The 24,228-nt window shown below is 67.4% G+C and carries 25 protein-coding genes; 12 read left to right on the top strand and 13 right to left on the bottom strand.

Features of this window, described 5'->3' with window-relative positions; genetic code table 11:
- The first annotated feature begins 35 nt into the window (after window positions 1-35).
- The gene (purT, locus tag J2X06_RS17825) at window positions 36-1,235 is read left to right on the top strand and encodes a formate-dependent phosphoribosylglycinamide formyltransferase (protein WP_310064731.1); all 1,200 of its coding nucleotides are present in this window, start codon (window positions 36-38) and stop codon (window positions 1,233-1,235) included.
- A 31-nt stretch (window positions 1,236-1,266) separates the two neighbouring features.
- Window positions 1,267-1,680 carry a hypothetical protein gene (locus J2X06_RS17820; RefSeq protein WP_310064729.1) on the top strand — a complete coding sequence of 138 codons (414 nt, stop codon included), beginning with the start codon at window positions 1,267-1,269 and terminating at the stop codon, window positions 1,678-1,680.
- Window positions 1,681-1,821: 141 nt separating this feature from the next.
- On the opposite strand, the gene J2X06_RS17815 is transcribed toward J2X06_RS17820, so the two are convergent.
- Window positions 1,822-3,072 carry an endonuclease/exonuclease/phosphatase family protein gene (locus J2X06_RS17815; protein WP_310064727.1) on the bottom strand — a complete coding sequence of 417 codons (1,251 nt, stop codon included), beginning with the start codon at window positions 3,070-3,072 and terminating at the stop codon, window positions 1,822-1,824.
- Between the two features lie 57 nt (window positions 3,073-3,129).
- Window positions 3,130-3,861, bottom strand: a complete 732-nt coding sequence (locus J2X06_RS17810; protein ID WP_310064726.1) for an arginyltransferase — start codon at window positions 3,859-3,861, stop codon at window positions 3,130-3,132.
- A 282-nt stretch (window positions 3,862-4,143) separates the two neighbouring features.
- On the opposite strand from J2X06_RS17810, the gene J2X06_RS17805 reads away from it, so the two are divergent.
- The gene (locus J2X06_RS17805; protein WP_310064724.1) at window positions 4,144-4,785 is read left to right on the top strand and encodes an EF-hand domain-containing protein; all 642 of its coding nucleotides are present in this window, start codon (window positions 4,144-4,146) and stop codon (window positions 4,783-4,785) included.
- Between the two features lie 82 nt (window positions 4,786-4,867).
- Here J2X06_RS17805 and J2X06_RS17800 read toward each other — a convergent pair whose 3' ends face one another.
- From J2X06_RS17800 to J2X06_RS17790, 3 genes are all read right to left on the bottom strand, one after another.
- Complete coding sequence (locus tag J2X06_RS17800) at window positions 4,868-5,704, bottom strand: hypothetical protein (RefSeq protein ID WP_310064722.1); 837 nt, start codon at window positions 5,702-5,704, stop codon at window positions 4,868-4,870.
- 98 nt (window positions 5,705-5,802) lie between these two features.
- On the bottom strand, window positions 5,803-6,714 hold the full coding sequence (tesB, locus tag J2X06_RS17795) for an acyl-CoA thioesterase II (protein WP_310064721.1): 912 nt from the start codon (window positions 6,712-6,714) through the stop codon (window positions 5,803-5,805).
- Between the two features lie 67 nt (window positions 6,715-6,781).
- Window positions 6,782-7,369, bottom strand: coding sequence for an N-acetylmuramoyl-L-alanine amidase (locus J2X06_RS17790; RefSeq protein ID WP_310064719.1), 588 nt, complete (start codon window positions 7,367-7,369; stop codon window positions 6,782-6,784).
- Window positions 7,370-7,498: 129 nt separating this feature from the next.
- On the opposite strand from J2X06_RS17790, the gene J2X06_RS17785 reads away from it, so the two are divergent.
- The 6 genes from J2X06_RS17785 (at window position 7,499) to J2X06_RS17760 (ending at window position 12,885) form a co-directional block, all read left to right on the top strand.
- Window positions 7,499-8,014, top strand: a complete 516-nt coding sequence (locus J2X06_RS17785) for an MOSC domain-containing protein (protein WP_310064717.1) — start codon at window positions 7,499-7,501, stop codon at window positions 8,012-8,014.
- Window positions 8,015-8,020: 6 nt separating this feature from the next.
- Window positions 8,021-8,551: a hypothetical protein gene (locus J2X06_RS17780; RefSeq protein WP_310064715.1), complete on the top strand. Its 531-nt coding sequence runs from the start codon at window positions 8,021-8,023 to the stop codon at window positions 8,549-8,551.
- A 1-nt stretch (window position 8,552) separates the two neighbouring features.
- On the top strand, window positions 8,553-10,715 hold the full coding sequence (gene rlmKL / locus J2X06_RS17775) for a bifunctional 23S rRNA (guanine(2069)-N(7))-methyltransferase RlmK/23S rRNA (guanine(2445)-N(2))-methyltransferase RlmL (protein ID WP_310064713.1): 2,163 nt from the start codon (window positions 8,553-8,555) through the stop codon (window positions 10,713-10,715).
- A gap of 33 nt (window positions 10,716-10,748) precedes the next feature.
- The gene (locus J2X06_RS17770) at window positions 10,749-11,339 is read left to right on the top strand and encodes a class I SAM-dependent methyltransferase (RefSeq protein ID WP_310064711.1); all 591 of its coding nucleotides are present in this window, start codon (window positions 10,749-10,751) and stop codon (window positions 11,337-11,339) included.
- A 101-nt stretch (window positions 11,340-11,440) separates the two neighbouring features.
- Window positions 11,441-12,298 (top strand): pirin family protein, encoded by an 858-nt coding sequence (locus J2X06_RS17765; RefSeq protein ID WP_310064709.1) that lies wholly within the window; start codon window positions 11,441-11,443, stop codon window positions 12,296-12,298.
- A 200-nt stretch (window positions 12,299-12,498) separates the two neighbouring features.
- Complete coding sequence (locus tag J2X06_RS17760; RefSeq protein ID WP_310064707.1) at window positions 12,499-12,885, top strand: hypothetical protein; 387 nt, start codon at window positions 12,499-12,501, stop codon at window positions 12,883-12,885.
- A 62-nt stretch (window positions 12,886-12,947) separates the two neighbouring features.
- Here J2X06_RS17760 and aqpZ read toward each other — a convergent pair whose 3' ends face one another.
- The 8 genes from aqpZ to mfd all read right to left on the bottom strand — a co-directional run bounded on the left by aqpZ (window position 12,948) and on the right by mfd (window position 22,132).
- Entirely contained in the window at window positions 12,948-13,658 is a 711-nt protein-coding gene (gene aqpZ / locus J2X06_RS17755; protein ID WP_310064705.1) for an aquaporin Z, read from the bottom strand.
- 155 nt (window positions 13,659-13,813) lie between these two features.
- A complete protein-coding gene (locus J2X06_RS17750) occupies window positions 13,814-14,278 on the bottom strand; it encodes a hypothetical protein (protein ID WP_310064704.1) in 465 nt (154 codons plus the stop codon).
- 168 nt (window positions 14,279-14,446) lie between these two features.
- Window positions 14,447-15,307: a pirin family protein gene (locus J2X06_RS17745; protein ID WP_310064702.1), complete on the bottom strand. Its 861-nt coding sequence runs from the start codon at window positions 15,305-15,307 to the stop codon at window positions 14,447-14,449.
- A gap of 84 nt (window positions 15,308-15,391) precedes the next feature.
- Window positions 15,392-15,811 (bottom strand): hypothetical protein, encoded by a 420-nt coding sequence (locus J2X06_RS17740; protein WP_310064700.1) that lies wholly within the window; start codon window positions 15,809-15,811, stop codon window positions 15,392-15,394.
- 54 nt (window positions 15,812-15,865) lie between these two features.
- The gene (locus tag J2X06_RS17735) at window positions 15,866-16,390 is read right to left on the bottom strand and encodes a SixA phosphatase family protein (protein ID WP_310064699.1); all 525 of its coding nucleotides are present in this window, start codon (window positions 16,388-16,390) and stop codon (window positions 15,866-15,868) included.
- Window positions 16,387-17,622 (bottom strand): serine hydrolase domain-containing protein, encoded by a 1,236-nt coding sequence (locus J2X06_RS17730; protein WP_310064697.1) that lies wholly within the window; start codon window positions 17,620-17,622, stop codon window positions 16,387-16,389. Before J2X06_RS17730 ends, J2X06_RS17735 begins: the two co-directional genes overlap by 4 nt.
- Before the next feature lie 79 nt (window positions 17,623-17,701).
- Window positions 17,702-18,538, bottom strand: a complete 837-nt coding sequence (locus tag J2X06_RS17725; protein WP_310064696.1) for a hypothetical protein — start codon at window positions 18,536-18,538, stop codon at window positions 17,702-17,704.
- Between the two features lie 108 nt (window positions 18,539-18,646).
- Complete coding sequence (gene mfd / locus J2X06_RS17720) at window positions 18,647-22,132, bottom strand: transcription-repair coupling factor (RefSeq protein ID WP_310064695.1); 3,486 nt, start codon at window positions 22,130-22,132, stop codon at window positions 18,647-18,649.
- Between the two features lie 206 nt (window positions 22,133-22,338).
- On the opposite strand from mfd, the gene J2X06_RS17715 reads away from it, so the two are divergent.
- From J2X06_RS17715 to J2X06_RS17705, 3 genes are all read left to right on the top strand, one after another.
- A complete protein-coding gene (locus J2X06_RS17715) occupies window positions 22,339-22,806 on the top strand; it encodes a MarR family winged helix-turn-helix transcriptional regulator (RefSeq protein ID WP_310064694.1) in 468 nt (155 codons plus the stop codon).
- 101 nt (window positions 22,807-22,907) lie between these two features.
- Window positions 22,908-23,333 (top strand): organic hydroperoxide resistance protein, encoded by a 426-nt coding sequence (locus tag J2X06_RS17710; protein ID WP_310064693.1) that lies wholly within the window; start codon window positions 22,908-22,910, stop codon window positions 23,331-23,333.
- A gap of 57 nt (window positions 23,334-23,390) precedes the next feature.
- Window positions 23,391-24,179 carry an alpha/beta fold hydrolase gene (locus J2X06_RS17705; RefSeq protein ID WP_310064692.1) on the top strand — a complete coding sequence of 263 codons (789 nt, stop codon included), beginning with the start codon at window positions 23,391-23,393 and terminating at the stop codon, window positions 24,177-24,179.
- Window positions 24,180-24,228: the final 49 nt, after the last annotated feature.

The raw sequence follows: 24,228 nt of genomic DNA, 5'->3' as shown, positions 1-24,228 counted from the left end.
TAAACTAGCCGTTCCCCACCCGGTACGGATTGCGCATGGTCACGCTCGGAACGCCCTTGTCCCCGCACGCCTTTCGCGTGCTGCTGCTCGGCTCGGGCGAGCTCGGCAAGGAGGTGGCCATCGAACTGCAGCGCTTCGGCGTGGAAGTGATCGCCGCCGACCGCTACGCCGATGCGCCAGCGATGCAGGTCGCCCACCGCAGCCATGTGCTGGACATGCTCGATGGCAACGCCGTGCGCGCGCTGATCGCGCTCGAACGGCCGAACCTGATCGTTCCGGAGATCGAGGCGATCCACACGCAGACGCTGGTCGAGCTGGAGCGCGAGTTCGCCGAGCGCGGCACCAACACCCGGGTGATCCCGACCGCACGCGCGGCGCGCCTGACGATGGATCGCGAGGGCATCCGCCGCCTGGCCGCGGAGACACTCGGCCTGCCGACCTCGCCCTACCGCTTCGTCGACACGCTCGAGGACTATCGCGCGGCGGTCGCCGAGATCGGCGTGCCGTGCGTGGTCAAGCCGGTGATGTCGTCTTCGGGCAAGGGCCAGAGCCTGGTGCGCAGCGCCGACGACATCGACCCGGCCTGGGACTACGCGCAGACCGGCGGCCGCGCCGGCGCCGGCCGTGTGATCGTGGAAGGGTTCATCGACTTCGATTACGAGATCACGCTGCTGACCGTGCGGCATGTCGGCGGCACCACCTTCTGCCCGCCGATCGGTCACCTGCAGCGCGACGGCGACTACCGCGAAAGCTGGCAGCCTCAGCCGATGTCGACGCGCGCGCTGGCACGCGCGCAGGGCATCGCCCGCAGCATCACCGATGACCTGGGTGGCTGGGGCGTGTTCGGCGTGGAGCTGTTCGTGAAAGGCGACGAGGTGTGGTTCAGCGAGGTCTCGCCGCGCCCGCACGACACCGGCCTGGTGACGCTGGCGTCGCAGGACCTGAGCGAGTTCGCCCTGCATGCGCGCGCGATCCTGGGCCTGCCGATTCCGTCGATCCGCGAATACGGTCCGTCCGCATCGTGCGCGGTACTGGCGCACGGCAACGGCGTACCGGTGTTCACCGGGGTCAATGCCGCGTTGGCGCAGGCCGACACGCAGTTGCGACTGTTCGGCAAGCCGCGCGTGGAAGGCCATCGCCGTGTCGCGGTCACGCTGGCCCTGGGCGACAGCATCGACCAGGCGCGCGAGCGTGCGCGCAAGGCCGCCTCCGAGTTGCACATCGAACTGCGCTGATCGAGTTTGAAAGAAGCACCACGAGGATGCGATGAACGACAGCAATGGCTACGCCGTGTTTTTCTTCCCGCAGGCGCTGGAGATACTTGGTACCGCGATCAGGCCTTACCTGCAGGATGGTCCGGCGGGCGTGCATGTGCTCTGCCATGAGATCGACACCGGTGGTGCGCTGATCGAGATGACGATCGAAGGTCGCAGCGCCGAAGGCAAAGTCGTATCGCTGGAGTTGATGGTGCCGACCAGCATGGTGCGCATGGTCGTGTCGTTGCACAGCGACGGCACCACGTTCGGGTTCAGCCCGCGCGATGGACAGCCGGTCACGGCGTTGCCCACGGTCGGTCCCACCGCGATGCCGGCCCAGGCCGAGCCGCAGGCGGTGCCGGCGGCAGCGTCCGTACCGGGCGCGCCGGATGAAAAGCTGACGCGGACTCCGCCGAAGCCTTGAGGGGCTTTTACCGAAATTGGTTGTTCTCACGACGGCGGGAACGGCGTTGGATTTTTCGAAGCCTGACGGAATCCCCGCCTGCGCGGGATGATCGATCCGAAGCATGAATTCCCGGCGGCGCTGGCTGAGGGATCTTCGCCTTCAGCGCGCCTGGCTGCCCAAATCCACCCAGACCAGATGGTGGTCGCTGCCATCGGCTATGGCGGCCTCCGGTTGGCTGGCGGACGGCCAGAACACGCCGCTGCCTTCGATGTCGAAGCCCACCGACGGCAGCACGTAATCCAGTCGCATCGTACCGGCCTTGGGGCCGAAGTCGCCGGTGGCGTGCTCCGGAGCGCCACGGTGCACGATCCCCGACTGCGCGTACTTGTGCGCCACTTCGGCCGCGCCTTCGCTTTGCGGCATCGCGTATCGCGCCACGCGCGGATGCTCGAGCAGTTCGATGATCGCCTCGTGCGCGCCATCGCCGTCGACCGGGTCGTTGTTCAGGTCGCCCGCGATGACGAAACGCGCGTCCGCGGCGAGGCCGCCGCAATGTCCGCGGTCGTCGCACAGCCAGGGCTTGTCCCCGGGGGTGAGGTATTCGCGCCACAGCCGCAATTCGTCGGCGTTGCGTGCACCGTTGCGATCCTCGGGGCCGTCGAAGACTGGCGGCGTCGGATGCGAGGCCAGCAGATGGACCGTGCCGCCCGGCGTGCGGACCGGCACGTCCCAGTGCGATTTCGACGACAGCCGCAGTTGTGACCAGATCGCCGGTGCATACCAGGGCTGGCCGCTGGCGGGATCGCGCGGCTGGCGTGCATCGGGCATCGCGCTCCACTTCAGCAACTGGAACGTGCGCACCTGCGCCGCATCGATCGGATAACGCGACAACACCAGCATGCCGTACTGGCCGGGATGCAGGCCGAAGCCCCAGGCGTCGTTGCCGCCGTTGCGGGACATGCTGGGGCCGCCCACCTCGCCGTTGCGGTCCAGGTCCAGTCCGCTGGGCACGCCAGTGTTCACCGGGGCGAGATAGCGGTAGGCGTAGCGCAACGGTTCGCCGCCGCCGGGCTGGGCGACCTCCAGGTAGCGGCGCTGGAACAGTTCGGCCGCACGCTGGCCTTCGTCGTAGTCGAATTCGTTGAGCAGCACCAGATCGGGACGCGCGCGCTGCAGAACTGCCGCAATCTTGCGCGCGTTGTCGTCGCCGTTTTCCAGGCGCCGGATCAGGCCGCCCGTTGCCTCGTCGTAGAGCGAGGTGTTGTAGGTCGCCACCCGCAGCGTCGACTGGTCGCGCATCTGCTCAGCCCAGGCGTCCGGATCGCCCTTGACGTTCACCTTCACGCAGCCGGCAAGCGTGGCGGCGAGCAGGGCGCAGACGGCGAGGGCGGAACGCAGTGGCAGGGGCATGCAGGATCTCCGGCGCGATGGTCGGTTGCGGATGGTCGGGGTTGAGTGGGGCGGCGCTCAGGCCGTCAGGTCGTGCCAGCCGCGGCCGTCGAAGGCTTCGAGCGGATGGAAGCGGCGCTTGTAGTCCATCTTCGGATGCCCGGCGATCCAGTAGCCCAGATACAGATGCGAGCGGTGTTCGCGTCGTGCCCATTCGATCTGCCGCAGGATGGCCAGGGTGCCGAGTCCGCGCGAGCCGGCCTCGGGTTCGTAGAAGGTATATACCGCCGACAACGCCGCCTGCGTGACATCGGTGACCGCGACCGCCAGCAGCCGGCCATTCTCCCTGAATTCCAGGAAGCGGCCTTCGCTCCAGCTGCCAATCAGGAACTGGTCGAACTCGGTCGCGCCATGGTCGTCCATGCCGCCGCCGGCATGGCGCGCGGCGAGGTAGCGGCGATACAGCGCGAGTTGCTCTTCGGTGCGTTGAGCCGCGCAGACCCGCATCTCGACCCGGCGGTTGCGGGCCAGGCAACGGCGCTGGCTGCGGTCGGGCCTGAAGCGGCCGACCGGGATGCGCACGGCGACGCAGGCGCGGCAGCCGTTGCAGTGCGGCCGGTAGACGATGTCGCCGGAGCGTCGGAAGCCCCAGCCCAGCGCATGCGGATACCAGTCGACCAGCCGCGGGTCGCGCGGGTCCAGCACCAGGTCGCGCGCGGCGCGGTCCGGCCAATACCCGCAGGCGTGTTCTCCCGTGTGGAACAGGCGCAGATCGTCGTCGTCTTGTCGTGGGCTACGGTCGGTCGACATGGCTCGGTGCGGTGACGGCAGAGCCGCGCCACCAGGGGGGGGATGAAAGGAACAACGTCAAGCGCCGCGCGAACAGGCGACGGTGCACGCGCCGGCATCCCTGTCGGTCAGGGACGCGACCCGCTCCGCATGGGACTGCCCTGACTGTCCATGCCGCCAGCATAGCGCCGCCGCACGCCCGTGCGCCGGCTGAATGTGGACGACTTCATGTCAACCCGCGGCGGCGGCAGGCGTTGATCACGACACTGGCGCCGGCTCGGCGCCGTCTGCCGGAGTCCTGACATGAACCACCGCAAGCTCTTCCGCCCGTTGCTGCTCGCTGCGGCCGTCGCGGCCATCGCCGGTGCCGCCGTCGCGGCACCGCAGGCGCAGCCCTCGGATGCGCAGCCGCAGGAACACTCGCGCCACGCCAGAATCGACGTGAACGGCGATGGCGTCATCGATCGGACGGAAGCCGCCGCGAACCCGCGCCTGGCCGCGAAGTTCGACGAGCTCGACAAGAACCGCGACGGCAAGATCGACGCGTCCGAGCGTCCCGACAAGGGGCGGCACGGCCGGGGGGGCCATGGCATCCAGCCGCTGATCGAAGCAGACAAGGACCAGGACGGCCGCATCAGCCGCACCGAGGCCGGGCAGGTGCTGTGGCTGGAGAAGATCTTCGCCGAGGTCGACGGCAACCGTGACGGATACGTGGTGCGCAGCGAGCTGCGCAGCTACCACGAGAAGTTGCGGCCGCAACGCGAAGCCGAACGCGCCAAGCGCTTCGACGAGCATTTCGCGCAGGCCGATCTCAACCACGACGGCAAGCTCAGCCGGCTCGAGGTCAGCGAGAAGATGCCGCAGCTCAGCGAGTCGTTCGCTTTCATGGACGAAGACCGCGACGGGTTCCTGACCCGCGACGACCTGCGTCATTCGCGCCATTGAACCTTTGCCGCCACGCGCGGTCCAAAGCTTCGAATTCCCCCTGGACCCGTGTCGCTGTCTCCGCGCACGGGTCTTTTTTTACTCAGGTCGCCACGTGCTTGATCACCCGGGTGACCTGCCAGGTGCCATTGATGCGCTTGACCTCCAGCGTCTTGTAGCGCGCGAACATGCGGTGGTGGTAGGCGCTGTATTCGATCTGACCGGCGTCGGGCGCGGAAGGGCGGAACGCATTGACGTCCAGCATCATCGCCGGCTGGCCGGTGGGCATGTGGAAGCTGCCGGTGTCGCTGTCGGCCACGCGCCTGCATTGCGAGGCTGGCACCAGCGTTCGGCCGGGCACCTTCAACGCATGGATCATCGACGCCGGCGCGTCCTTGCCGTCGACCGCCAGGCACAGCACGGGCACGTTGGCTTCGGCCAGTTGCGAGGCGAACACCGCCTGCGCGATGGGAGCCAGGGTCGGTGCGACCGAGCCGTCGAACGCCCCCGTCGCCAATGCCGGCGGAGCCGGCGCTGGTGCCGGCTTGTCGCTGATGGTGCGCACCATCGTCATCGCCAGCACGATCACGATGCCGACGAGCAGTCCCATCTTGATGCGGAACATGCGCTTCTGCTGCGGAGTCTTGCTGCGCGTCTGCTCCTCCGTGCGGAACACCGGCAGCGTGTAGGCGCTTTCGCCGCGCGTGGTGTCGATCAGCCCGTTCTCGCGCAGCAACTCGCGTGCCTTGAGCTGGTCTTCGGACCTGATCACCCACACCGCGGGGCGCTTCTGGCTGTCGTCGCTGTAACGGAAGTTGCCGCGCAGCGCGCCTTTGTAAGTGCGGCCGTCGGTAATGCGAACTTCGATGCCGGCGTCGGTGAGCATCTGGGCGACGGCTTCGACGTTTTCCAGGCGGGGACTGCTGAAAATCTGGCGCATGGTTCCGGACAGGTCGTGGGGCGCGCGGCCGCGATCGGCCCGCGCGCTGGTGTGGATATTTTATGCCGTGGGGCTGAAGGCGACCTGGGGGCCGCGTTTCAGGCCTTCGCCGGCACGAGCTTGGCGGCTTCGGCGTTGCCGACCACGCGGATCAGGCCTTCCTGTGCCGTGCTGGCCACCAGACGGCCCTCGCGGTCGAAGATCTGGCCGCGTGCGAGCCCACGGGCATCCTGCGCGCTGGGGCTGTCGATCGAGTACAGCAGCCACTCGTCGGCGCGGAACGGACGATGGAACCACAGCGCGTGGTCGAGCGAGGCCATCTGCACGTTCGGCTGGTAGTAGCTGATGCCGTGCGGGAATGTTGCGGTGCCGAGCAGATGGAAGTCCGAGGCGTAGGCGAGCAGGGCGCGATGCAGTTCCGGCGCATCGCCGACACGCTCGCTCAGGCGGAACCAGACCTGCTGGTAGGGCGGGCGCTTGGGCGGGTTGAGTTCGTCGCGCGGATAGACGTGGCGGAACTCGAACGGCCCCTTGCGCGACAGCCAGCGCTGGATCTTGGTCGGCAGCGTCGCCATCACGTGCTCGGGCACCGGCGGCGCGGGCTCGATGTCCTCCGGCTTGGGGACCTCGGGCATCGACAACTGGTGCTCGCCGCCGCCCTCATCCTGCTGGAACGAGGCGGCCATGAAGAAGATCACCTGGCCATGCTGGATGGCGCTGATCCGGCGCACCGAGAAACTGCCGCCGTCGCGGGTGCGATCGATCTGGTAGACGATCGGCGCGGTGATGTCGCCGGCACGCAGGAAATAGGCATGCAGCGAATGCGCGCTGCGCGGCGCCTCCATCGTCGCCTGCGCGGCCGACAACGCCTGGCCGAGCACCTGACCACCGAACACGTACTTGGTGCCGATGTCGCGGCTCTGGCCGCGGAACAGGTTGTCTTCGAGGCGTTCGAGCGAGAGCAGCTCGACCAGCTCGGAAACGACAGGCTCGGAAGCGTGTGAGGTCATGCGGGGGAGCCAGGGAACGCGGTGCGCAAGTATAACCGCCGGGTGTCGAGAGCCTGCGGCGCGCGCTTCAGGGCACGCGGTGCAGCGTGATCGCGTCCAGTACCTGTTGCCACGGGAAGCGCGGACCCGGGTCGCGCTTGCGCGGGACCAGCACGTCCGGGTCGTCGGTGGCCGGCACCGTCGTGGTATCGAGGTCCTCGTGCCCGGCGATCTGGCGCAGCGACGGGACTTCGAGCGAAAGCCACCGCAGCAGCGCCACCAGGGCGTCGACCTGCGCGTCGGTGTAGGGCTGGTCCATCGCCTGGTGGTGCGCCGCCAGCCAATCGGGATAACGACCGCGGTTGACCAGTTCGACGCCGATGGCGCGGGCGTTGTGGCCGCGCACGTGATGGGCGATGCGGTCGATGGACGCGTACTGGTGCACGCTGCCGTCGCGGTCGATGTAGAAGTGGCCGCAATTGCCCGTCTGCGAGCCTTCGTAGAGCACTTCCTCGCCGAACCGCCGCGCCATCGCCAGGTCCGGAAGCTCGGTGCAATGGATCACGACCAGGTCGATCTGCGCCCGTTCGCGCAGGTCCAGCCGGACCTCGTAGGGCAGGGGTTCGTAGGCGATCGGCAGATCAGGCCGGTCAGGCGAAGGCAGGTCGGGCGACATGGGGCCGGATGCTACCATTCGCCTCCGCAGCCGCGAATCGACCGCGAATGCCCCGGCCGACGCAGGTTTCCGGCCCCTTCCGGATCGCGCTTGCCATCCTTAGCCTGTCCGGTACGCCAGGAGCCCGTCATGACACTGCCTCCCGCCGACTCCGAACTCGGCAAGCTGATGGCCACGCTTCCGCGTGCCGGCCGCGTCGAGTGGATCGGCCTGCGGCCGCAGCGCGACGTGCCGATGGACGAGGTCGATCACGCGATCGCCGAAACCGGCGCGGGATTGGTGGGCGACCGCTACTGCGGTGGCAGCGGCAAGCGTGGCATCACGCTGATCCAGGCCGAACACCTGCCGGCGATCGCGGCGTTGTCGGGTCACGCCGCCGTGGCGCCGGCAACCCTGCGCCGAAACGTGGTGGTGTCCGGGCTGCCGCTGGTGGCACTGAAGGGGCGTCGCTTCCGCATCGGCGAGGTGTTGCTGGAAGGCACCGACGAATGCGATCCGTGCTCGCGCATGGAGGCGGCGCTCGGCCCCGGCGGTTTCAACGCGATGCGCGGCCATGGTGGCCTGTGCGCGCGCATCGTCGAAGGCGGCACGATCCACCGCGGCGACACGGTCGTCGCGCTGGCGGATACGACAACGGAATCCTGAGTACAGATGAGCATCAAGGGACATTGCATCCTTTCCCACGGCTTCGAGAGCGGCCCGGACGCCACCAAGGTCACCGCGCTGGCCGACGTCGCGAAGCGGCTGGGCTGGAGCCACGAGCGGCCCGACTACACCGATCTGGACGCCCGGCGCGACGTCAGCGAGCTGGGCGATGTGCCCGCGCGCCTGCAGCGCCTGCTCGAACTGGCGCGGGCGGCGGCCGCGCGTGGCCCGGTGGTGCTGGCCGGCTCCAGCCTGGGCGCGTACATCTCCGGGCTGGTGTCGTTGCAGGTGCCGACCAAGGGGCTGTTCCTGATGGCGCCGCCGGTGCGCATGGGCGCGGCACCGGTTCTGGACGCGGCGCGCGTGCCGACCTCGATCATCCATGGCTGGAGCGACGAACTGATCCCGGCTTCGGAAGTGGTGGATTGGGCGCGGCCGCGCGGCTCGCGACTGCTGCTGGTGGATGACGGCCATCGCCTGTCCGACAACGTCGAGGCCAGCGCGGAAGCCTTTGCCGCGCTGCTGGTGGCGATCTGACATGAAATTCTTCGCCAGTTGCGGCAAGGGCCTGGAATACCTGCTCGCCGACGAGTTGGTCGCGCTGGGCTGCGCGCGGGCTACCGCCGCCATCGCCGGCGCCAACGTCGAAGGTTCGTTGGCCGACGCGCAGCGCGCCGTGATGTGGTCGCGATTGGCCAGCCGCGTGCTGTGGCCGATCGCCGAGTTCGACTGCGCCGACGAGCACGCGCTGTACGCCGGTGTCGCCGCCGTGCCCTGGCCCGAGCACCTGTCGCCGGGCGACACGCTGGCCGTCGATGCACACGTGTCGGGCGATGCGATCACCCATGCCCGTTATGCCGCGCAGCGCGTCAAGGATGCGGTCGTCGACGTCATGCGGGCCAAAACCGGCGGTCGTCCGGATGTCGATGTCGAGGCGCCGGACCTGCGCCTGAACCTGGTCGTGCGCAAGGGTCGCGCGATCCTGTCGATCGATCTTGGCGGCGGGCCGTTGCATCGTCGCGGCTGGCGGCAGAAGCAGGGCGAGGCGCCGCTGAAGGAAAACCTGGCCGCGGCCGTATTGATGCGCGGGCAGTGGCCGAAACTGTACGCCGAAGGCGGTGCGCTGCTCGACCCGATGTGCGGCAGCGGCACGTTGCTGATCGAAGGCGCGCTGATGGCGGCCGATGTCGCGCCCGGCCTGATGCGTCACGGTTCCGGAACGCCCACGCGCTGGCGTGGATTCGATGCGGCGGCCTGGACTTTGCTGGTCGATGAGGCCCGCTCGCGCGAAGCGGCGGGCATGAACTCGCTGCGTCCGGCGTTCTTCGGTCGCGACCTCGATCCGCATGCGATCCGCGCCGCCAGCGACAACGCCGCGCTGGCCGGATTGACCGGGCTGATCGACTGGCAGGTCGCCGACGTCCGCGCGCTTGGCGCGTTGGCCGATGATGCATCGCGTGGCCTGGTGGTCTGCAACCCGCCCTACGACGCGCGCCTGGCGGCCGACCCTGCGCTGTATCGCGCGCTCGGCGATGCACTCAAGCGCGTGGCTCCTGATTGGCGTGCCAGCGTGTTATGCGGTGATGCCGAGCTGGCCTTCGCCACCGGCCTGCGTGCCGGCAAGAAGTACCAGCTGTTCAACGGCGCAATCGAGTGCACCCTGATCGTCTGCGATCCGGTCGCGCCGCCGCAACGCGAGCGCAGCGAAGGCGAGACGCTGTCGGAAGGCGCGCAGATGGTCGCCAACCGGCTGCGCAAGAACCTGCGCAAGCTCAAGAACTGGCGCGAGCGCGAGGACATCAGCTGTTTCCGCGCCTACGACGCCGACCTCCCCGAGTACGCCGCGGCCATCGACGTCTACACGACCGATGAAGCTGCTCCTCGTACTTTCCTGCACGTGCAGGAATACGCCGCCCCGGCGGAGATCCCGGAAGCCGTGCAGCGCCGTCGCCTGAACGAACTGCTGGCCGCGGTGCGCGAGGTGTTCGCCGTCCCGCGAGAGAACGTCGCTCTGAAGACGCGGAAGCGCGGCAAGGGCGGCAGCAAATATGCCGATGTAAGAGCAGGCCACTTCGATACACGCGGTGAACTGCTGACCGTGCGCGAGGGCGATGCGCGCCTGCGCGTGAACCTGTTCGACTACCTCGACACCGGCCTGTTCCTGGACCATCGGCCGATGCGCCTGCGCATCGCCGACGAGGCCGAAGACACCCGCTTCCTCAATCTGTTCGGCTACACCGGCGCGGCCACCGTGCATGCGGCGGTCGGCGGCGCGCGCCTGACCACCACGGTCGATCTGTCCGCGACCTACCTGGAGTGGTGCGCCGACAACCTGCGCGAGAACAATGCCGGCGGCACCCGCCACCGGCTGGTGCAGGCCGATGCGCTGAGCTGGCTCGAGGCCGACACGCAGTACTACGACCTGATCTTCTGCGACCCGCCGACGTTCTCCAACTCCAAGCGCGCCGAGGACTTCGACGTGCAGGCCGAACACGTGCGCCTGCTGCGGGCCGCGGTGGCGCGCCTGGCCGACGACGGCGTGCTGTACTTCTCCAATAACTTCCGCCGGTTCAAGATGGACGACGCCGCGGTCGCGCAGTTCGCCCGCTGCGAGGAGATCAGCGCGCAGACCATCCCCCCGGATTTCTCGCGCGACGCTCGCATCCACCGCTGCTGGAGGTTGCAGCGTTTGCCGCAATGAAAAAGCAGACCTGATAGGGGACAAGCGACCGGCATGAAGCAACGAATCCTCCGCCGCCATGGCATGTGGACCTTCTTCCGCCAGTGGCTGAAGAACCCGCTGCGCACCGCCGCCCTGGCCCCGTCCGGCCAGGAGCTGGCCTCGGCGATGCTGGCCGAGTTGCCTGCTGGCGCCAGGCGCGTCATCGAGCTGGGCGGCGGCACCGGAGCGCTGACGCGGGCATTGCTGTCGCATGGCATCAACGGCGGGGGCTTGCTGGTGGTGGAGCTCAACCAAGCGCTGCACGCGCATCTGCATAAGCGCTTCCCACTGGTCCACATCGAGTTGGGGGATGCACGCGGACTGCGCGAGATTGCCTCCCGCCAGGGATACCTCGGACGCGGGCAGGCCGATGCGGTCGTGTCCGGGCTGGGGCTGCTGACCATGCCGCGTGAGCACCAGCGCGATATCCTCGACGCCGCTTTTGGCTGCCTGCGCGAAGGTGGCCGCTTCATCCAGTTCACCTACGGACCGCAGGCGCCGGTCGCGGCCGAAGTGGTCGAACAGCTCGGCCTGCAGGTGCGCCGTGGCGCCTTCGTATTGCGCAACGTGCCGCCCGCGACGGTGTACGTCTACGAGCGCTGACGCCGCGGCGGATGCCGGACGGATCGTTCCATTGACAGGGCTGGCCTGAACGCCCTGCAGCCCCGAAATTGCGGGCAGGCACAAGCCCGGGAGGGCGAACCATGAGCAACGACACCCAGGACTTCACCCGCGTCGGCCGCGTGATCCGCGGCATGCCCGCGTCCGACGGCGCCGGCGTGCGGCTGACGCGCGTGATCGGCACGCCGCAACTGGACATGCTCGATCCGTTCCTGATGCTGGACGAATTCGGCACCGACAAGCCCGAGGATTACATCGCCGGCTTCCCCGATCATCCGCATCGCGGCTTCGAGACCGTCACCTACATGCTCGACGGGCGCATGCGCCATCGCGACAACCACGGCAACGAGGGCGTTCTGGTCCCCGGCAGCGTGCAGTGGATGACCGCCGGCCGCGGCCTGGTGCATTCGGAAATGCCCGAGCAGCAGGCCGGCCGCATGCGCGGATTCCAGCTGTGGGTGAACCTGCCCGCCAGCGAGAAGATGACGCAACCGCGCTACCAGGAATTCGCGCCGGACCGGATTCCGCAGGTGCAGCCGGCGCAGGGTGTCAGCGTGAAGGTCATCGCCGGCCGCGTGGGCGAGGTGGCCGGTCCGATCGTGCAACCGGCGACCGAGCCGGTGTACCTGGACATCGAACTGGCCCCCGGAGCCAGCTGGCGTCACGCGCTGCCGGAAGGGCACAACGCCTTCACCTATATGTTCGAAGGCGACGGCACGGTGGGCGAGGGCGAGGATGCGCGCGCGCTGGACTCGCAGGAGCTGGGCGTGCTGATCGGAGGGCCGGTGTTCCAGTTGCGTGCTGGCGAATCGGGCGCGAGGGCGATCCTGGTGGCCGGCGCGCCATTGCGCGAGCCGGTCGCGCGCTACGGCCCGTTCGTGATGAACACCAAGCAGGAAATCATGCAGGCGTTCGTCGATTTCCAGGAAGGACGGTTCTGACGGGTTCCCGGCGCATCGCAAGCGATTAAAGGCCACGTCATGCAGCGTGGCCTTTTTTTGAGATCGGATCGGGCATCGTGATGGTCGTCCGGTGGTCGCCCTGGCGCAAACGGCATGGGCGAGCGGAAAGGCGATCGGGGCCGCTGGGATCGGGTTCGTACGTTTCCTGTTTGGCCGTGTCGGCTGATCAGGAGGTGGTCATGAACATCGGCGTTTGCAGCCGGTTCCTAGTGCTGGCGGTGGCGCTTGCCGGCTTCCCTGCGCTGGCGCAGGAACTTGGCAAGGCGGGCCTTGGCGAGGGCGATGCGTTCGAAGGCAAGCCCTATCCGGCGTGCCTGGACGCCAGCCAGTACGGGCATGCGGCCTTCATGTCCCGGTACCAGGCCGTTCCGCTGAGCGAGCTGCTGGAGGAAAACCATCGACGGCATGAACCGGTGGTCGCCGCCGTCATGGACAGGATAGCGACGCGCGCCTACAAGATCCGGACGGTTCCGGCTTCGGACGCCCCCAGAATCGCGGCCGTGTACCGCGACACGCTGTACCTTTCATGTGTTGAAAGGATGCAGCAATTGCAAAAACCGAAGTGATCCGTCGAACCACATCCAAAAAAAAGCCCGCCAATGAGGCGGGCTTTTTGTTTTTTTTGGGTTCAGTCCTCGCCCAGCCAGCGGTAGATCACGCCGCCAAGCAGTCCGCCGACGATGGGCGCCAGCCAGAACAGCCATAGCTGCGAGATCGCCGTCGCGCCGGCGAATACGCCGACGGCGGTCGAGCGCGCCGGATTCACCGAGGTGTTGGTGACCGGAATGCTGATCAGGTGGATCAGCGTCAGCGCCAGGCCGATCGCGAGCGGCGCGAAGCCGGCCGGTGCGCGCGGATGGGTGGCGCCGAGAATGACGACCAGGAACATCGCCGTCATCACCACCTCGGTCAGGAAGCCGGCGGCAACCGAATACCCGCCTGGAGAGTGCGAACCGTAGCCGTTGCTGGCGAAGGCGCCCGCGGCATTGGGGTCGATGCTGAAAGAGCCGGTGCCACTGGCGATGTGCAGCAGGATGAAGCCCGCCAGCAGGCCGCCCAGAACTTGGGCCACGATGTAAGGCAGAAGATCGCGTGCGGGGAAGCGTCCACCGGCCCACAGGCCGAAGCTCACCGCAGGATTGAAGTGGCCACCGGAGATGTGCCCGAGCGCGTAGGCGCCGGTCAACACGGTCAGGCCGAACGCCAGCGAGACGCCGAGCAGGCCGATGCCGAGCGGATTGCCTTCACCGCCGAAGTTGGCGGCCAGCACGGCGCTGCCGCAACCGCCCAATACCAGCCAGAACGTGCCGATGAACTCGGCCCCGAGTCGTTTGATCATGCTGCCTCTCCTTCCGATGAAGTGGTTTGATCAGCACCCGGAGCGAAAACTGCCATCCCGCCCGAGCGGTGCTGTCGCAGTCTTGCAGGCCCCGCTGGAGCGGGGCCCGTTCATCCTATAGTCCAAGCTGTCGGTCGGTCGAGGCGGCGGCCCGCTTACTTGCTGCTCAGGCGCGTGGCCGGGAATTGCATCGTCTCGGCCTGGCGTATCACCTCTCCCAACTCCTGCGCGTTCGAGGCCTGCATCCATATGTGCGCGACCCGTCCATCGGCCAGCGGCAGCAATGTTTCGCGAACCTGGATGTCCGGCTTGCCGGCCAGTTCGCCCCGGTACCAGGTCACTTCCTGCCCGTCGATATGCCCGGTTTCAGCGCGCTTGCCGCTCTTGGGCGTAAACGGCGTCTTCTGGGCGATATAGAGTCCGAAAGCCTCGCTGCCGTCGTTGCGCAGCGCCCGGCAGAAGTCCATTTCGCCGTTACCGCGATACTCCCAGGTCAGGCCGCTGTCGGCCGGAATGTTCGGGCATCCACCCGCGTCCTGGGCCCATGCGGCGCCGGTCGAAAACAGACCCAGCCCCAGTCCCGCCGCGACGATCGCCCGCAGCGCCGACCTGCCCGTCATCGGCATACCCCATGCCGTCTTCTTCACGCGACACCCCCTGAGGCAACGTCAAAAAGCGTATGTGCTATCCCCTGCGACTCACGCGAAACGTGACCGCGATACGAACATAGTCCAGAACCAGACCCTTGACAAATTACGATTATTAATAGGCGACCCCGGGGCCGGATGTCACCGATCCGGCAGGGGAATGAACTCGTCGTCGCCGATGACCTGGCCGAAACGGCCATCGACCCAGTCCTGCTTGGCCTGCTCGATGCGCTCCTTCGAACTGGCCACGAAGTTCCACCACAGGTGGCGGGGACCGTCCAGCGGCTCGCCCCCCAGCAGCATCGCCTTGAGCGGTGTCCTGGCGCGCAGCCGCGGCCGGGTGCCAGGGTCGAGGACCACCAGGTGTTTGTCCGGAATGTCGGCGCCGTCGAGCTGGGCGTCGCCTTCCAGCACGTACAGGGCCCGCTCGGGGTGGCCGTCGTCGAGGAGCAGCTCGGCGCCGGGCTCCAGGTCGATGGCCACGTACAGGGTGTCGGCGAACACCCGCACCGGCGACTCCTCGCCATAGGCGCGGCCGGCGACGACCCGCAACCAGGCGCCTTCGCGACGCTGCTGAGGCAGGTATGCGGCGCCGTGATGGTGAAATTCCGGGGCCACCTCTTCCTGTGAGCGGGGCAGCGCCACCCAGGTCTGCATGCCATGCAGGGCGTGCTCGCCGCCGCGCAGCGACTGGGGCGAACGCTCGGAGTGGGCGATGCCGCGCCCTGCGGTCATCCAGTTGACGTCGCCTGGATTGATGTCCTGCACGCTGCCCAGCGTGTCGCGGTGCGTGATGGTGCCCGACCAGAGGAAAGTCACGGTGGCCAGTCCGATATGCGGATGCGGGCGCACGTCGATGCCGCGGCCGGGCTCGAACAACGCCGGGCCCATGTGATCGACGAAGACGAACGGACCGACCGAACGCGCCTGGAGGCTCGGAACGGCGCGTCGTACCTGGAAGCCGCCGAGATCGTGCACGCGCGGCGAGATGATCGTGGTCATGTCCGGTGCCTCCGTGGAAAGTGGGTATTCAACACGACGATGCCGTTGCGGCACGGCTGGTGCGAGGTTGCGGTGCCCGCGACATCAACGCCCGGGCGCAGCAGGCGCGTCATCGATCCGGATCGTCGCGGCCGGCGCAGCGCCACGTTCCAATGCGATCAGGTGGATCCAGCGCGCGCCCAGCGGCATCGTGGGCTGGGTGAAAGTGAGCGTGAGCGGCTGCGGTGTTTTCCGCTCTACGGTGAACTCGAACAGCACCTCAGCGTCGCCGGCCCAGACGCACTGCACATCGACCGGGCAGCGCGAGTCGTTGACCGTGCGCACATAACGCAGCGCGCCCTGGTCGCCCAGCGGCACCTTGTCGCCGGGCCGAAGCGTCAGCGCCTGTGCCTGTGCCTGTTCCGGTTCATCGTGACTGGTGGCGCCGGCGCAGGCCGTCAGCAGCGACAGGCCGAGTACCAGCCAGCAAACCCTGGATCGCAGATGCGGAATGTCCGTGCGCATGACGACAGTCTAACGCCGACGTGTGTCAGCGTTTTCATGATGTAGACGGAACTCTTAATTCTGCCGGGACCGTTCCATCACCGCGCTGCCGTCGGCGGCGATGCGCACGGTGATCGTCCGGTCGTATTCGGTGTCGGGCATGGCCTCCACCGCGCAACCGCACAAGGCCGACGCGATGTCGGGAACGGTATTGCTGTGGCCAACCACGAGCACGCCCCCGTCGGGGTAGCGCTGCCGCAGCAGGGCGGCGAACTCGGATGCGGGCTGCTTCGCATCGTAGGTCGTGACCGCCAGGCCGTGGCTTTGCGCGGTCGGGGCCGCCGTCTGTTGCGTGCGCCGATATGCGGTCGCATAGACGGCGGACAGACTGGTATCACGCAACGACTCGGCCAATCGTTGCGCCCGGGCCATGCCGTCAGGCGTCAGCACCGGGTCGCGCGGATCATCGGTGGCTTTTTCGGCGTGGCGCACCAGTACGAATGTCGCGCCGGGTGCAGGGTCCGGGGCGTGCGTCTTGCAGGCGGCCAGGGCAATACACAGCAATGCCGGTGCAAGCAGGGAAAAACGGTTCGGGATCATTCGGGCAGGCTCTGCAGCAAGGGCAATACGCTCGACGCGATACGCGATTCGGCCGAGCGCAGATTGGCGGGGTCGTTGGTCGACGGGCGGGTTTCGCTGTTCAATGCCAGCAGGCTGGCAGCCCCGGTTTGCGGGCAGATGCTCACGTACGCGCGGAACCCGTTCTGGTCGCCGTTGTGGCCGACATAGCGACGGCCGTCGATGTCATCGATGAAGAAGCCCAGGCCCACCGCCGTCTGCGGACGCATCCAGCCCTGCGTGTAGTCGCCGGCGACGCGCTGCGGCTGCCACATCTCTTCCAGCGAGGCACGCCTGAGCACGACATCGTAGCGGGAAGCGCGTTGCTTATCGCCGCTCCGATCGCCGATCAGGAACGCAACATACCGGGCCATGTCCGGGAGCGGTGCGTTGAGGCCGCCGTTGGAAACGGTGATGCCGGTGTCCGCGTCGAACGGGGCCGCCGTGCGCTTGCCTCCCTCGATGTAGTAGCTGTGCGAACGGAACGGCAGCAGATGGGGCGGCGTCGCATCGAAGTAGCTGCGGTGCATCTCCAGGGGCTTGAAGACGTGCTTGTCGATATAGGTTTCGTAATTTTCGCCGCTCACGGTCTCGATGACGCGGCCCAGATAGAGGACGCCTGGATTGGAATAGCTGTAGCGGCTGCCCGGGGCGAACAGCAGTTCGGTGTAGGGCATCATCGCCACGAGCTGCTCCCAGCGCTGCGGCTCGAACGGCTGCCAGGGCTTGTCGTCGTCCCGCCAGGTCCAAGTCGGATTGCGGAAACCGGCACTGTGGCTGAGCAGTTGGCGGATGGTGACGGCGCGCATGTCGCCGTACGGGTTGTGCACGGCTTTCAGCTCCGGCACGTAATCGACGGCCGCATCGTCCAGCTTCAGCAGCCCGCGGTCGCGCAATTGCATGATCGCGATGGCGGTAAAGGTCTTGGTGACCGAGGCCCAGTGGAAGATCGTGTCGTCGTCGACCGGCTGCTGCCTCTTCGCATCCATTTGACCGTGGAACTCGCGGGCGATGACCTGGTCGCCGCGCACCAGATAGAGGCTGCCGCCGACGATGCCGCTGCGCTGCATTTCGTCGTGGAAATTCCGGGAGAAGTCGCGATAAGCCCGGTCGAACGCGTCGTTTGCACCCGGTACGGAAGTCGCGCATCGGGCATTGCCCGTGCCCATCAGGGCGCCTGCGGCGAATACGGCCGACATCAGCCAACGTGGCATTGCGATCTCCGCGACCGGGGTGCCACATCATGCAGTCGCCTGACGGCCCTGTCATGCCCGCATCGCAGGAAGGCCAGATCTAGGGAACGGGCGCGGCCGTGGACTGCGGTGTGCCCGCCGTGGCGATGGGCGCGGTGGGTTCGTCGGGCGCGGGCAGGTGCAATCCGGCCAGTGACTGCTGCGTATCGAGCACCAGGCTTCGCACGCCCGAGCCGTCGTCGTACGCCAACTCGAGTTGCGCGGGGGAGGGCGATATCGGAAAGAACACATCGAGCGAGGCTTCCGCACCGGCGGGGACATCCAATGGCAGAGGCGAGTGACGCGCCTGGATGCGGTTGTCGACCTTGGCGTTACGCACGATGCGGACGACGCCGAGGCCTACGAGCACCGGTCCGCCGATCAGCAATCCGCCCGCGACGGCCCCGGCGCCGCTGGAGGCGCTGCCTCCCATGAGGGCGCCTGCCGCTTCGGCATAGGCCGCTCCCACGCCCAGCGTGGTGGCGCCCACACCGGAGGCGATCAGAGTGCCTCCGCCGCGGCCTGCCTTTACCTTGATGTCCGAGTCGCGGTAACGGCGCACGGTCTGCTTGCTGGCCTTGACCAGCGTCTTTCGCTTGCTGAGCGGTTCTGCGCGATGGCCGAGGGAGTCGGTCACGGTGACCGCGGTTATGTGCAACGGACGATCCGACGTGTTGCGCACATGCAGCAGGTATTCGTCCCAGTCGGCATTCCTGGCCCAAGTACCGGGACCGTTGCGCACGATCACCCAGTCGAGATTGGCGGCCAGCGGTCCGTCTGCGGAAGCGGCGAGCATCTGGTTCGACGGCGGCGGTGGAGCGTTCTTGACCAGCTTGGTTCCGCCGCAGGCGGCCAGGCACAGGGCGATCGAGCAGACCGCGACGTGGCGGAAAGACATGATGGGGCTCCGGTGGTGGCCGCTCCCCAGCGGCCATGTCGAGCCCAACGATGCCACATCGACGAAGCGGCCAGATCGCCTCTTCGCTCTGCCCGGACGGAAGGGGCGTTATGAGGGGCGAAGGGCGGTCAGCATCCCGCGAGCGGCCAGCAACCGGGAGGATGCGTCCGGCAGGTCCAGCGTCATGCGCAGCTTGTCGGGCCCATCCATGCGATAGAGCTTGGGCTGCCCCTGGATCATCTTGATGATGGCCATCGGATCGACATTGGGTTTCTCGACGAACTGCACGCGGCCGCCCTTTTCGCCCAGGTCGAGCTTGCGCACGCCCAGATCCGTCGCCTGCAGCTTGAGTTCGGCGATCGCGAACAGGTGCTTGGCCGCGTCGGGCAGCAGACCGAAGCGGTCGATCATCTCCACCTGCAGCTCGCGCAGTTCTTCGACATTGCGCGCGCTGCTGATGCGTTTATAGAGCGTCAGACGCGTGTGCACATCGGGCAGGTAGTCATCGGGAATCAGCGCCGGCACATGCAGCTCGACATCGGCGCCACGGGCTTCGTGGCCGTCCACGTCCGGCAGCTTGCCCTGGCGGATCGAGCGCACCGCGCGTTCGAGCAGTTCGGTGTAAAGGCTGAAACCGACCTCGGCCATCTGGCCGCTCTGCTCCTCGCCGAGCAGCTCGCCGGCGCCGCGGATTTCCAGGTCGTGCGTGGCCAGCGTGAAGCCGGCGCCGAGTTCGTCCATCGCCGCGATCGCGTCCAGTCGCTTGCGCGCATCGGCGGTGATCGACTTCTTGTCGGGCACGACCAGGTAGGCGTAGGCGCGGTGATGCGAACGGCCGACGCGGCCGCGCAACTGGTGCATCTGCGCCAGGCCGAACTTGTCGGCGCGGTTCATGATGATCGTGTTGGCGTTGGGGATGTCGATGCCCGATTCGATGATCGTCGTCGCCAGCAGGACGTTGAAGCGCTGCTTGTGGAAGTCGAGCATCACCCGTTCGAGTTCGCGTTCGGGCATCTGGCCGTGGGCCACGCCGATGCGCGCCTCCGGTACCAGTTCCTCGAGCTGGCGCTGCATGCGGCCGATGCTCTCCACGTCGTTGTGCAGGAAGTAGACCTGGCCGCCACGCGAAAGCTCGCGCTGGAACGCCTCGCGCAGTTGCATGTCGTCCCACGGCACGACGAAGGTCTGCACCGCCAGGCGGTGCGCCGGGGGCGTGGCGATGATGGACAGGTCGCGCAGGCCGGCCATGGCCATGTTGAGCGTGCGCGGGATGGGCGTGGCGGTCAGCGTCAGCAGATGCACGTTGGCGCGAAGCGCTTTCAGTGCCTCCTTCTGGCGCACGCCGAAGCGCTGTTCCTCGTCGACGATCACCGCGCCCAGGTCCTTGAAACGCACGTCCGGCTGCAACAGGCGGTGGGTACCGACGATCACGTCGATCTTGCCTTCGGCCACGTTGGCCAGCTCTTCCTTGATTTCCTTGGCGGTCTTGAAGCGCGACAGCACTTCGACCTTGATCGGCCAGTCGGCAAAGCGGTCGCGGAAGTTGCGATAGTGCTGCTCCGCCAGCAGCGTGGTCGGCACCAGCACAGCGACCTGCTTGCCGCTCATCGCGCTGACGAAGGCCGCGCGCACGGCGACCTCGGTCTTGCCGAAGCCGACGTCGCCGCATACCACACGGTCCATCGGCTGGCTGGACGCCAAATCGCGGATCACCGCTTCGATCGCCGAATGCTGGTCGGGCGTTTCCTCGAACGGGAACGTCGCCGCGAACGGTTCGTAGGTGATGCGATCGACGTCGATGGCCAGGCCGGCGCGCGCCTGGCGCTTGGCCTGGATCTCCAGCAGTTCGGCAGCCACGTCGCGGACCTTCTCGGCGGCCTTGCGTTTTGCCTTGGTCCATTGCTCGCCGCCGAGCGAATGCAGCGGTGCGGTTTCCTCGGAGGCACCCGAGTAGCGGTTGATCAGGTGCAGTTGCGCGACCGGCACGTACAGGCGGTCGCCCTTGGCGTACTCGATCTCCAGGTACTCGCCCGGCAGGCCGCCGGCTTCGAGCGTGATCAGGCCGCGGTAGCGGCCGACACCGTGGTCTTCGTGCACGATCGGCGCGCCTTCGGACAACTCGCCCAGGTCGCGGATGATCGCTTCCGGCTCACGCCCGACCCGGCGCCTGCGTCGTGGCTGGCTGGCGCGCTCGGGGAACAACTGGCGCTCGGTCAGTACGGCCAGCGCAGGCTGCGTGACCGCGAAACCGTCGTCCAGCGGCGCGACGGCCAGCGCGAAGCGTGTATCGCCGGCCACGAACTCCGGCCAGCCTGTCAGCACGTTGGGCTGCAGCCCGGCGGAGGCAAGCATTTCGCCGAGGGCTTCGCGACGCCCCGGCGAATCGGCCGCGATCAGCACGCGTCCCGGATAGCTCGTCAGGAACGAGCGCAACGCGTCGCCCGGAACCTGGTCTTTCGCCGCGATCGGCAGTTCCGGCGCGGGCTGGTCGCCCAGCGCCGCAGCGCGCTCGCGCTGCGGATGGCCTTCGCCGCAGATCTCGACGCGCTGGCCTTCGTTGAGCCGCTCGCGCAGTGCACTGGGCGAAAGATAGAGCGCGTCGGGTGGCAGCAGCGGGCGTTCGAGATCGTGGCGCCGTTGTTCGTAGCGCTCGCCGGTGTGCGTCCAGAACTGGTCGGCAGCGTCCAGCGCGCCGTCGGCCAGCACCGGCAGCGTGTGCTCCGACAGGTAATCGAACAGCGTCGCGGTCTTGTCGAAGAACAGCGGCAGGTAATACTCGATGCCGGGAGGTGCCAGGCCCGCCTTGAGGTCCTGGTACAGCGCGCTGCGCCGGGTATCCAGGTCGAAACGCTCGCGCAGCGCATCGAGTGCACGCTTGAGCGAAGCGTCGTCCAGCGGCACCTCGCGGCCAGGCAGCAGATGCACGGCGTCGATCTTGTCCAGCGAGCGCTGCGACTCCGGATCGAAGGCGCGGATCGTTTCGACTTCATCGTCGAGCAGTTCGACGCGGAACGGCTGGTCGGCGCCCATCGGATAGACATCGAGCAGGCCGCCGCGCACGGCGAAATCGCCGGGGTCGAGCACCTGTGGCACGTGGCGGTAGCCGGCCGATTCCAGACGGCGCTTCTCGGCATCCAGGTCCAGGCGTTGGCCGACCTGGACGTCGAAGCTGCCGCCGACCACATGGCGGAGCGGCGCCAGCCGCTGCAGCAGCGTCTGTACCGGGACGACGACGATGCCGCGCTTGAGCGCAGGCAGGCGGTGCAATGCCGCCAGGCGCTGGCTGACGATGTCCGGGTGCGGGCTGAAGATGTCGTAGGGCAGGGTTTCCCAGTCCGGAAACACCAGTACCGGCACCTCGGCCTGCTGGCCGAGCAGGGTACGCAGGTCCGTCTCGAGCTGGTGGGCACCCTGGTTGTCGCGCGTGATCGCCAACAGCGGCCCCTCGTGCGCCGTGGCCGCGGCGGCGATGTGGAACGCCAGCGCCGACGACGAAGCGGGCGCACGCCACCAGGCGCGCTGCTGGCCGGTCTTGGGCAGGGGCGGGGTCGGGGTCGTGCTCGGGGTCGTGCTCGGGAATTGGGACTTCGACATCGGTCTGGCGTCTCGCACGGAAAACGAATGCAGCGCCGGAGGCCCGTGGGGCCCCAGCGCAAAGAGGCTGCATTTTACGTGAGGGCTGGGGTGGCCCGATCACGGGGCCTGGCACGGAGTAGGGCGGGCCCTGCACATCGCAGTGTTCCATTGAGCACGATAATAATCGGTTGCAAATAAATAGTGCGCTATGTAAATTGCACCCCATGAGCAGCGACACCTCCAACAAGCCGTCGAAGGTCAAGGCATCGCAGATGCTGGACGAGCAGCTGTGCTTCGCCCTGTACTCGACCGGGCTGTCGCTGAACAAGGTCTACCGCAAGCTGCTGTCGCGCCTGGGTCTGACCTATCCGCAGTACCTGGTGATGTTGGTGCTGTGGGAGCGCGACAAGGTCACCGTCTCCGAGATCGGCGAGCGCCTGTTCTTGGATTCGGCGACGCTCACGCCGCTGCTAAAGCGGCTGGAGAGCGCCGGTTTCATAACCCGCACCCGCGCCAAGGGCGACGAGCGCCAGGTCATCATCGAACTGACATCGCAGGGTCGCGCGCTGAAGGCGGAAGCCAAGTCGGTACCGTCGGACCTGTTCTGCGCGTCGGAGTGTTCCCCCGAGGAACTGGCTGCGCTCAAGAGGCAGCTTGAAGCACTGCGCAGAAACCTGATGAAGCACGGCTGAGAAATAGATCCGCTTCGTCGGTGCTGCATACATATAGCACGCTATTTGATAACGCATTATCAAACGGCCTGACCGGCCTTAACCCCCAAAGGAGTCATCCCATGCCCGTCCAGCAGATCCTCTACACCGCTCAAGCCACAGCCACCGGCGGCCGTGACGGCCGCGCCGTCTCGTCCGACCACTCGTTCGACCTCAAGCTCACCACGCCGCGAGAACTCGGCGGCGCCGGCGGTGAAGGTGCCAATCCGGAACAGCTGTTCGCGGCGGGCTACTCGGCGTGCTTCATCGGTGCGATCCGGTTCGTCGGTGCCAAGGAAAAGATCGTGGTCCCGGCCGATGCCAGCATCGAAGGCCACGTCGGCATCGGTCCGATCCCGACCGGCTTCGGCCTGCGGGTCGAGCTGAAGATCTCGCTGCCGGGCGTGCCGCGCGAACAGGCGCAGGCGCTGGTCGAGAAGGCGCATCAGGTGTGCCCGTACTCCAACGCCACCCGCGGCAACATCGACGTCACCCTGACGCTGGTCTGAGTCCCATCGTTTTCATCGCGGCGTCCACGGCCGCCGCCATCCGACAGGAAATCCCCCATGAAACTCGTTCGTAACGCCATCGCCGCCTCGTTGCTTCTTGCCGGCTCCGTCGGCAACTCCTTCGCGGCCGAAACCTCCGCGCAGGCCGCCCAGACGCAAGCGTCGATGCCAACCGTCGTCCTGGTGCATGGCGCCTTCGCCGACGGTTCGTCCTGGAACTCCGTCATTCCGTTGCTGCAGGCCAAGGGCCTGAAGGTGGTGGCGGTGCAGAACCCGCTCACCTCGCTGGCCGATGACGTCGCCTTCGCCAACCGTGCCATCGATGCGCAGGAGGGCCCGGTGGTGCTGGTCGGGCATTCGTGGGGTGGCAGCGTGATCACCCAGGCGGGCGTCAACGACAAGGTCAAGTCGCTGGTCTACGTGGCCGCGTTCGCGCCCTCGGTCGGGCAGACGAGCCTGGACGGCGTCAAGAAGTTCAAGCCCGCGCCGGGATTGGCGCACCCCATCGCCGATGCGCAGGGCTTCCTCACGCTATCGCCCGAAACGGTGGCCAACGATTTCGCCCAGGACCTGTCGCCGCAGCAGACCAACCTCATCGCCACCACCCAGGGCGCGGTGCGCGCAGCCAATTTCTCCGAGACGCTGACGGCCGCCGCGTGGCAGAGCAAGCCGAGCCACTACATCGTGGCCGAGCAGGACCGCATGATCCAACCCGATGCTCAGCGCGCGTTCGCGAAGAAGATCAAGGCCCACGTGACGACGCTGGCGACCAGTCACGTGCCGATGTTGTCCAAGCCGCGGGAAGTGGCGGAAGTGATTGCAGCGGTCGCCTTCGCGGCGAAGTGACGCGGCCGATGCTCCCGGCGCAGTTTCGCCGGGAGTCGCCGTGCGCGGC

Origin of the sequence: Lysobacter niastensis, assembly GCF_031457115.1 — a bacterium.
Lineage (GTDB): Bacteria > Pseudomonadota > Gammaproteobacteria > Xanthomonadales > Xanthomonadaceae > Lysobacter_J > Lysobacter_J niastensis_A.
This window is presented reverse-complemented; position numbering and strand designations above follow the sequence as displayed.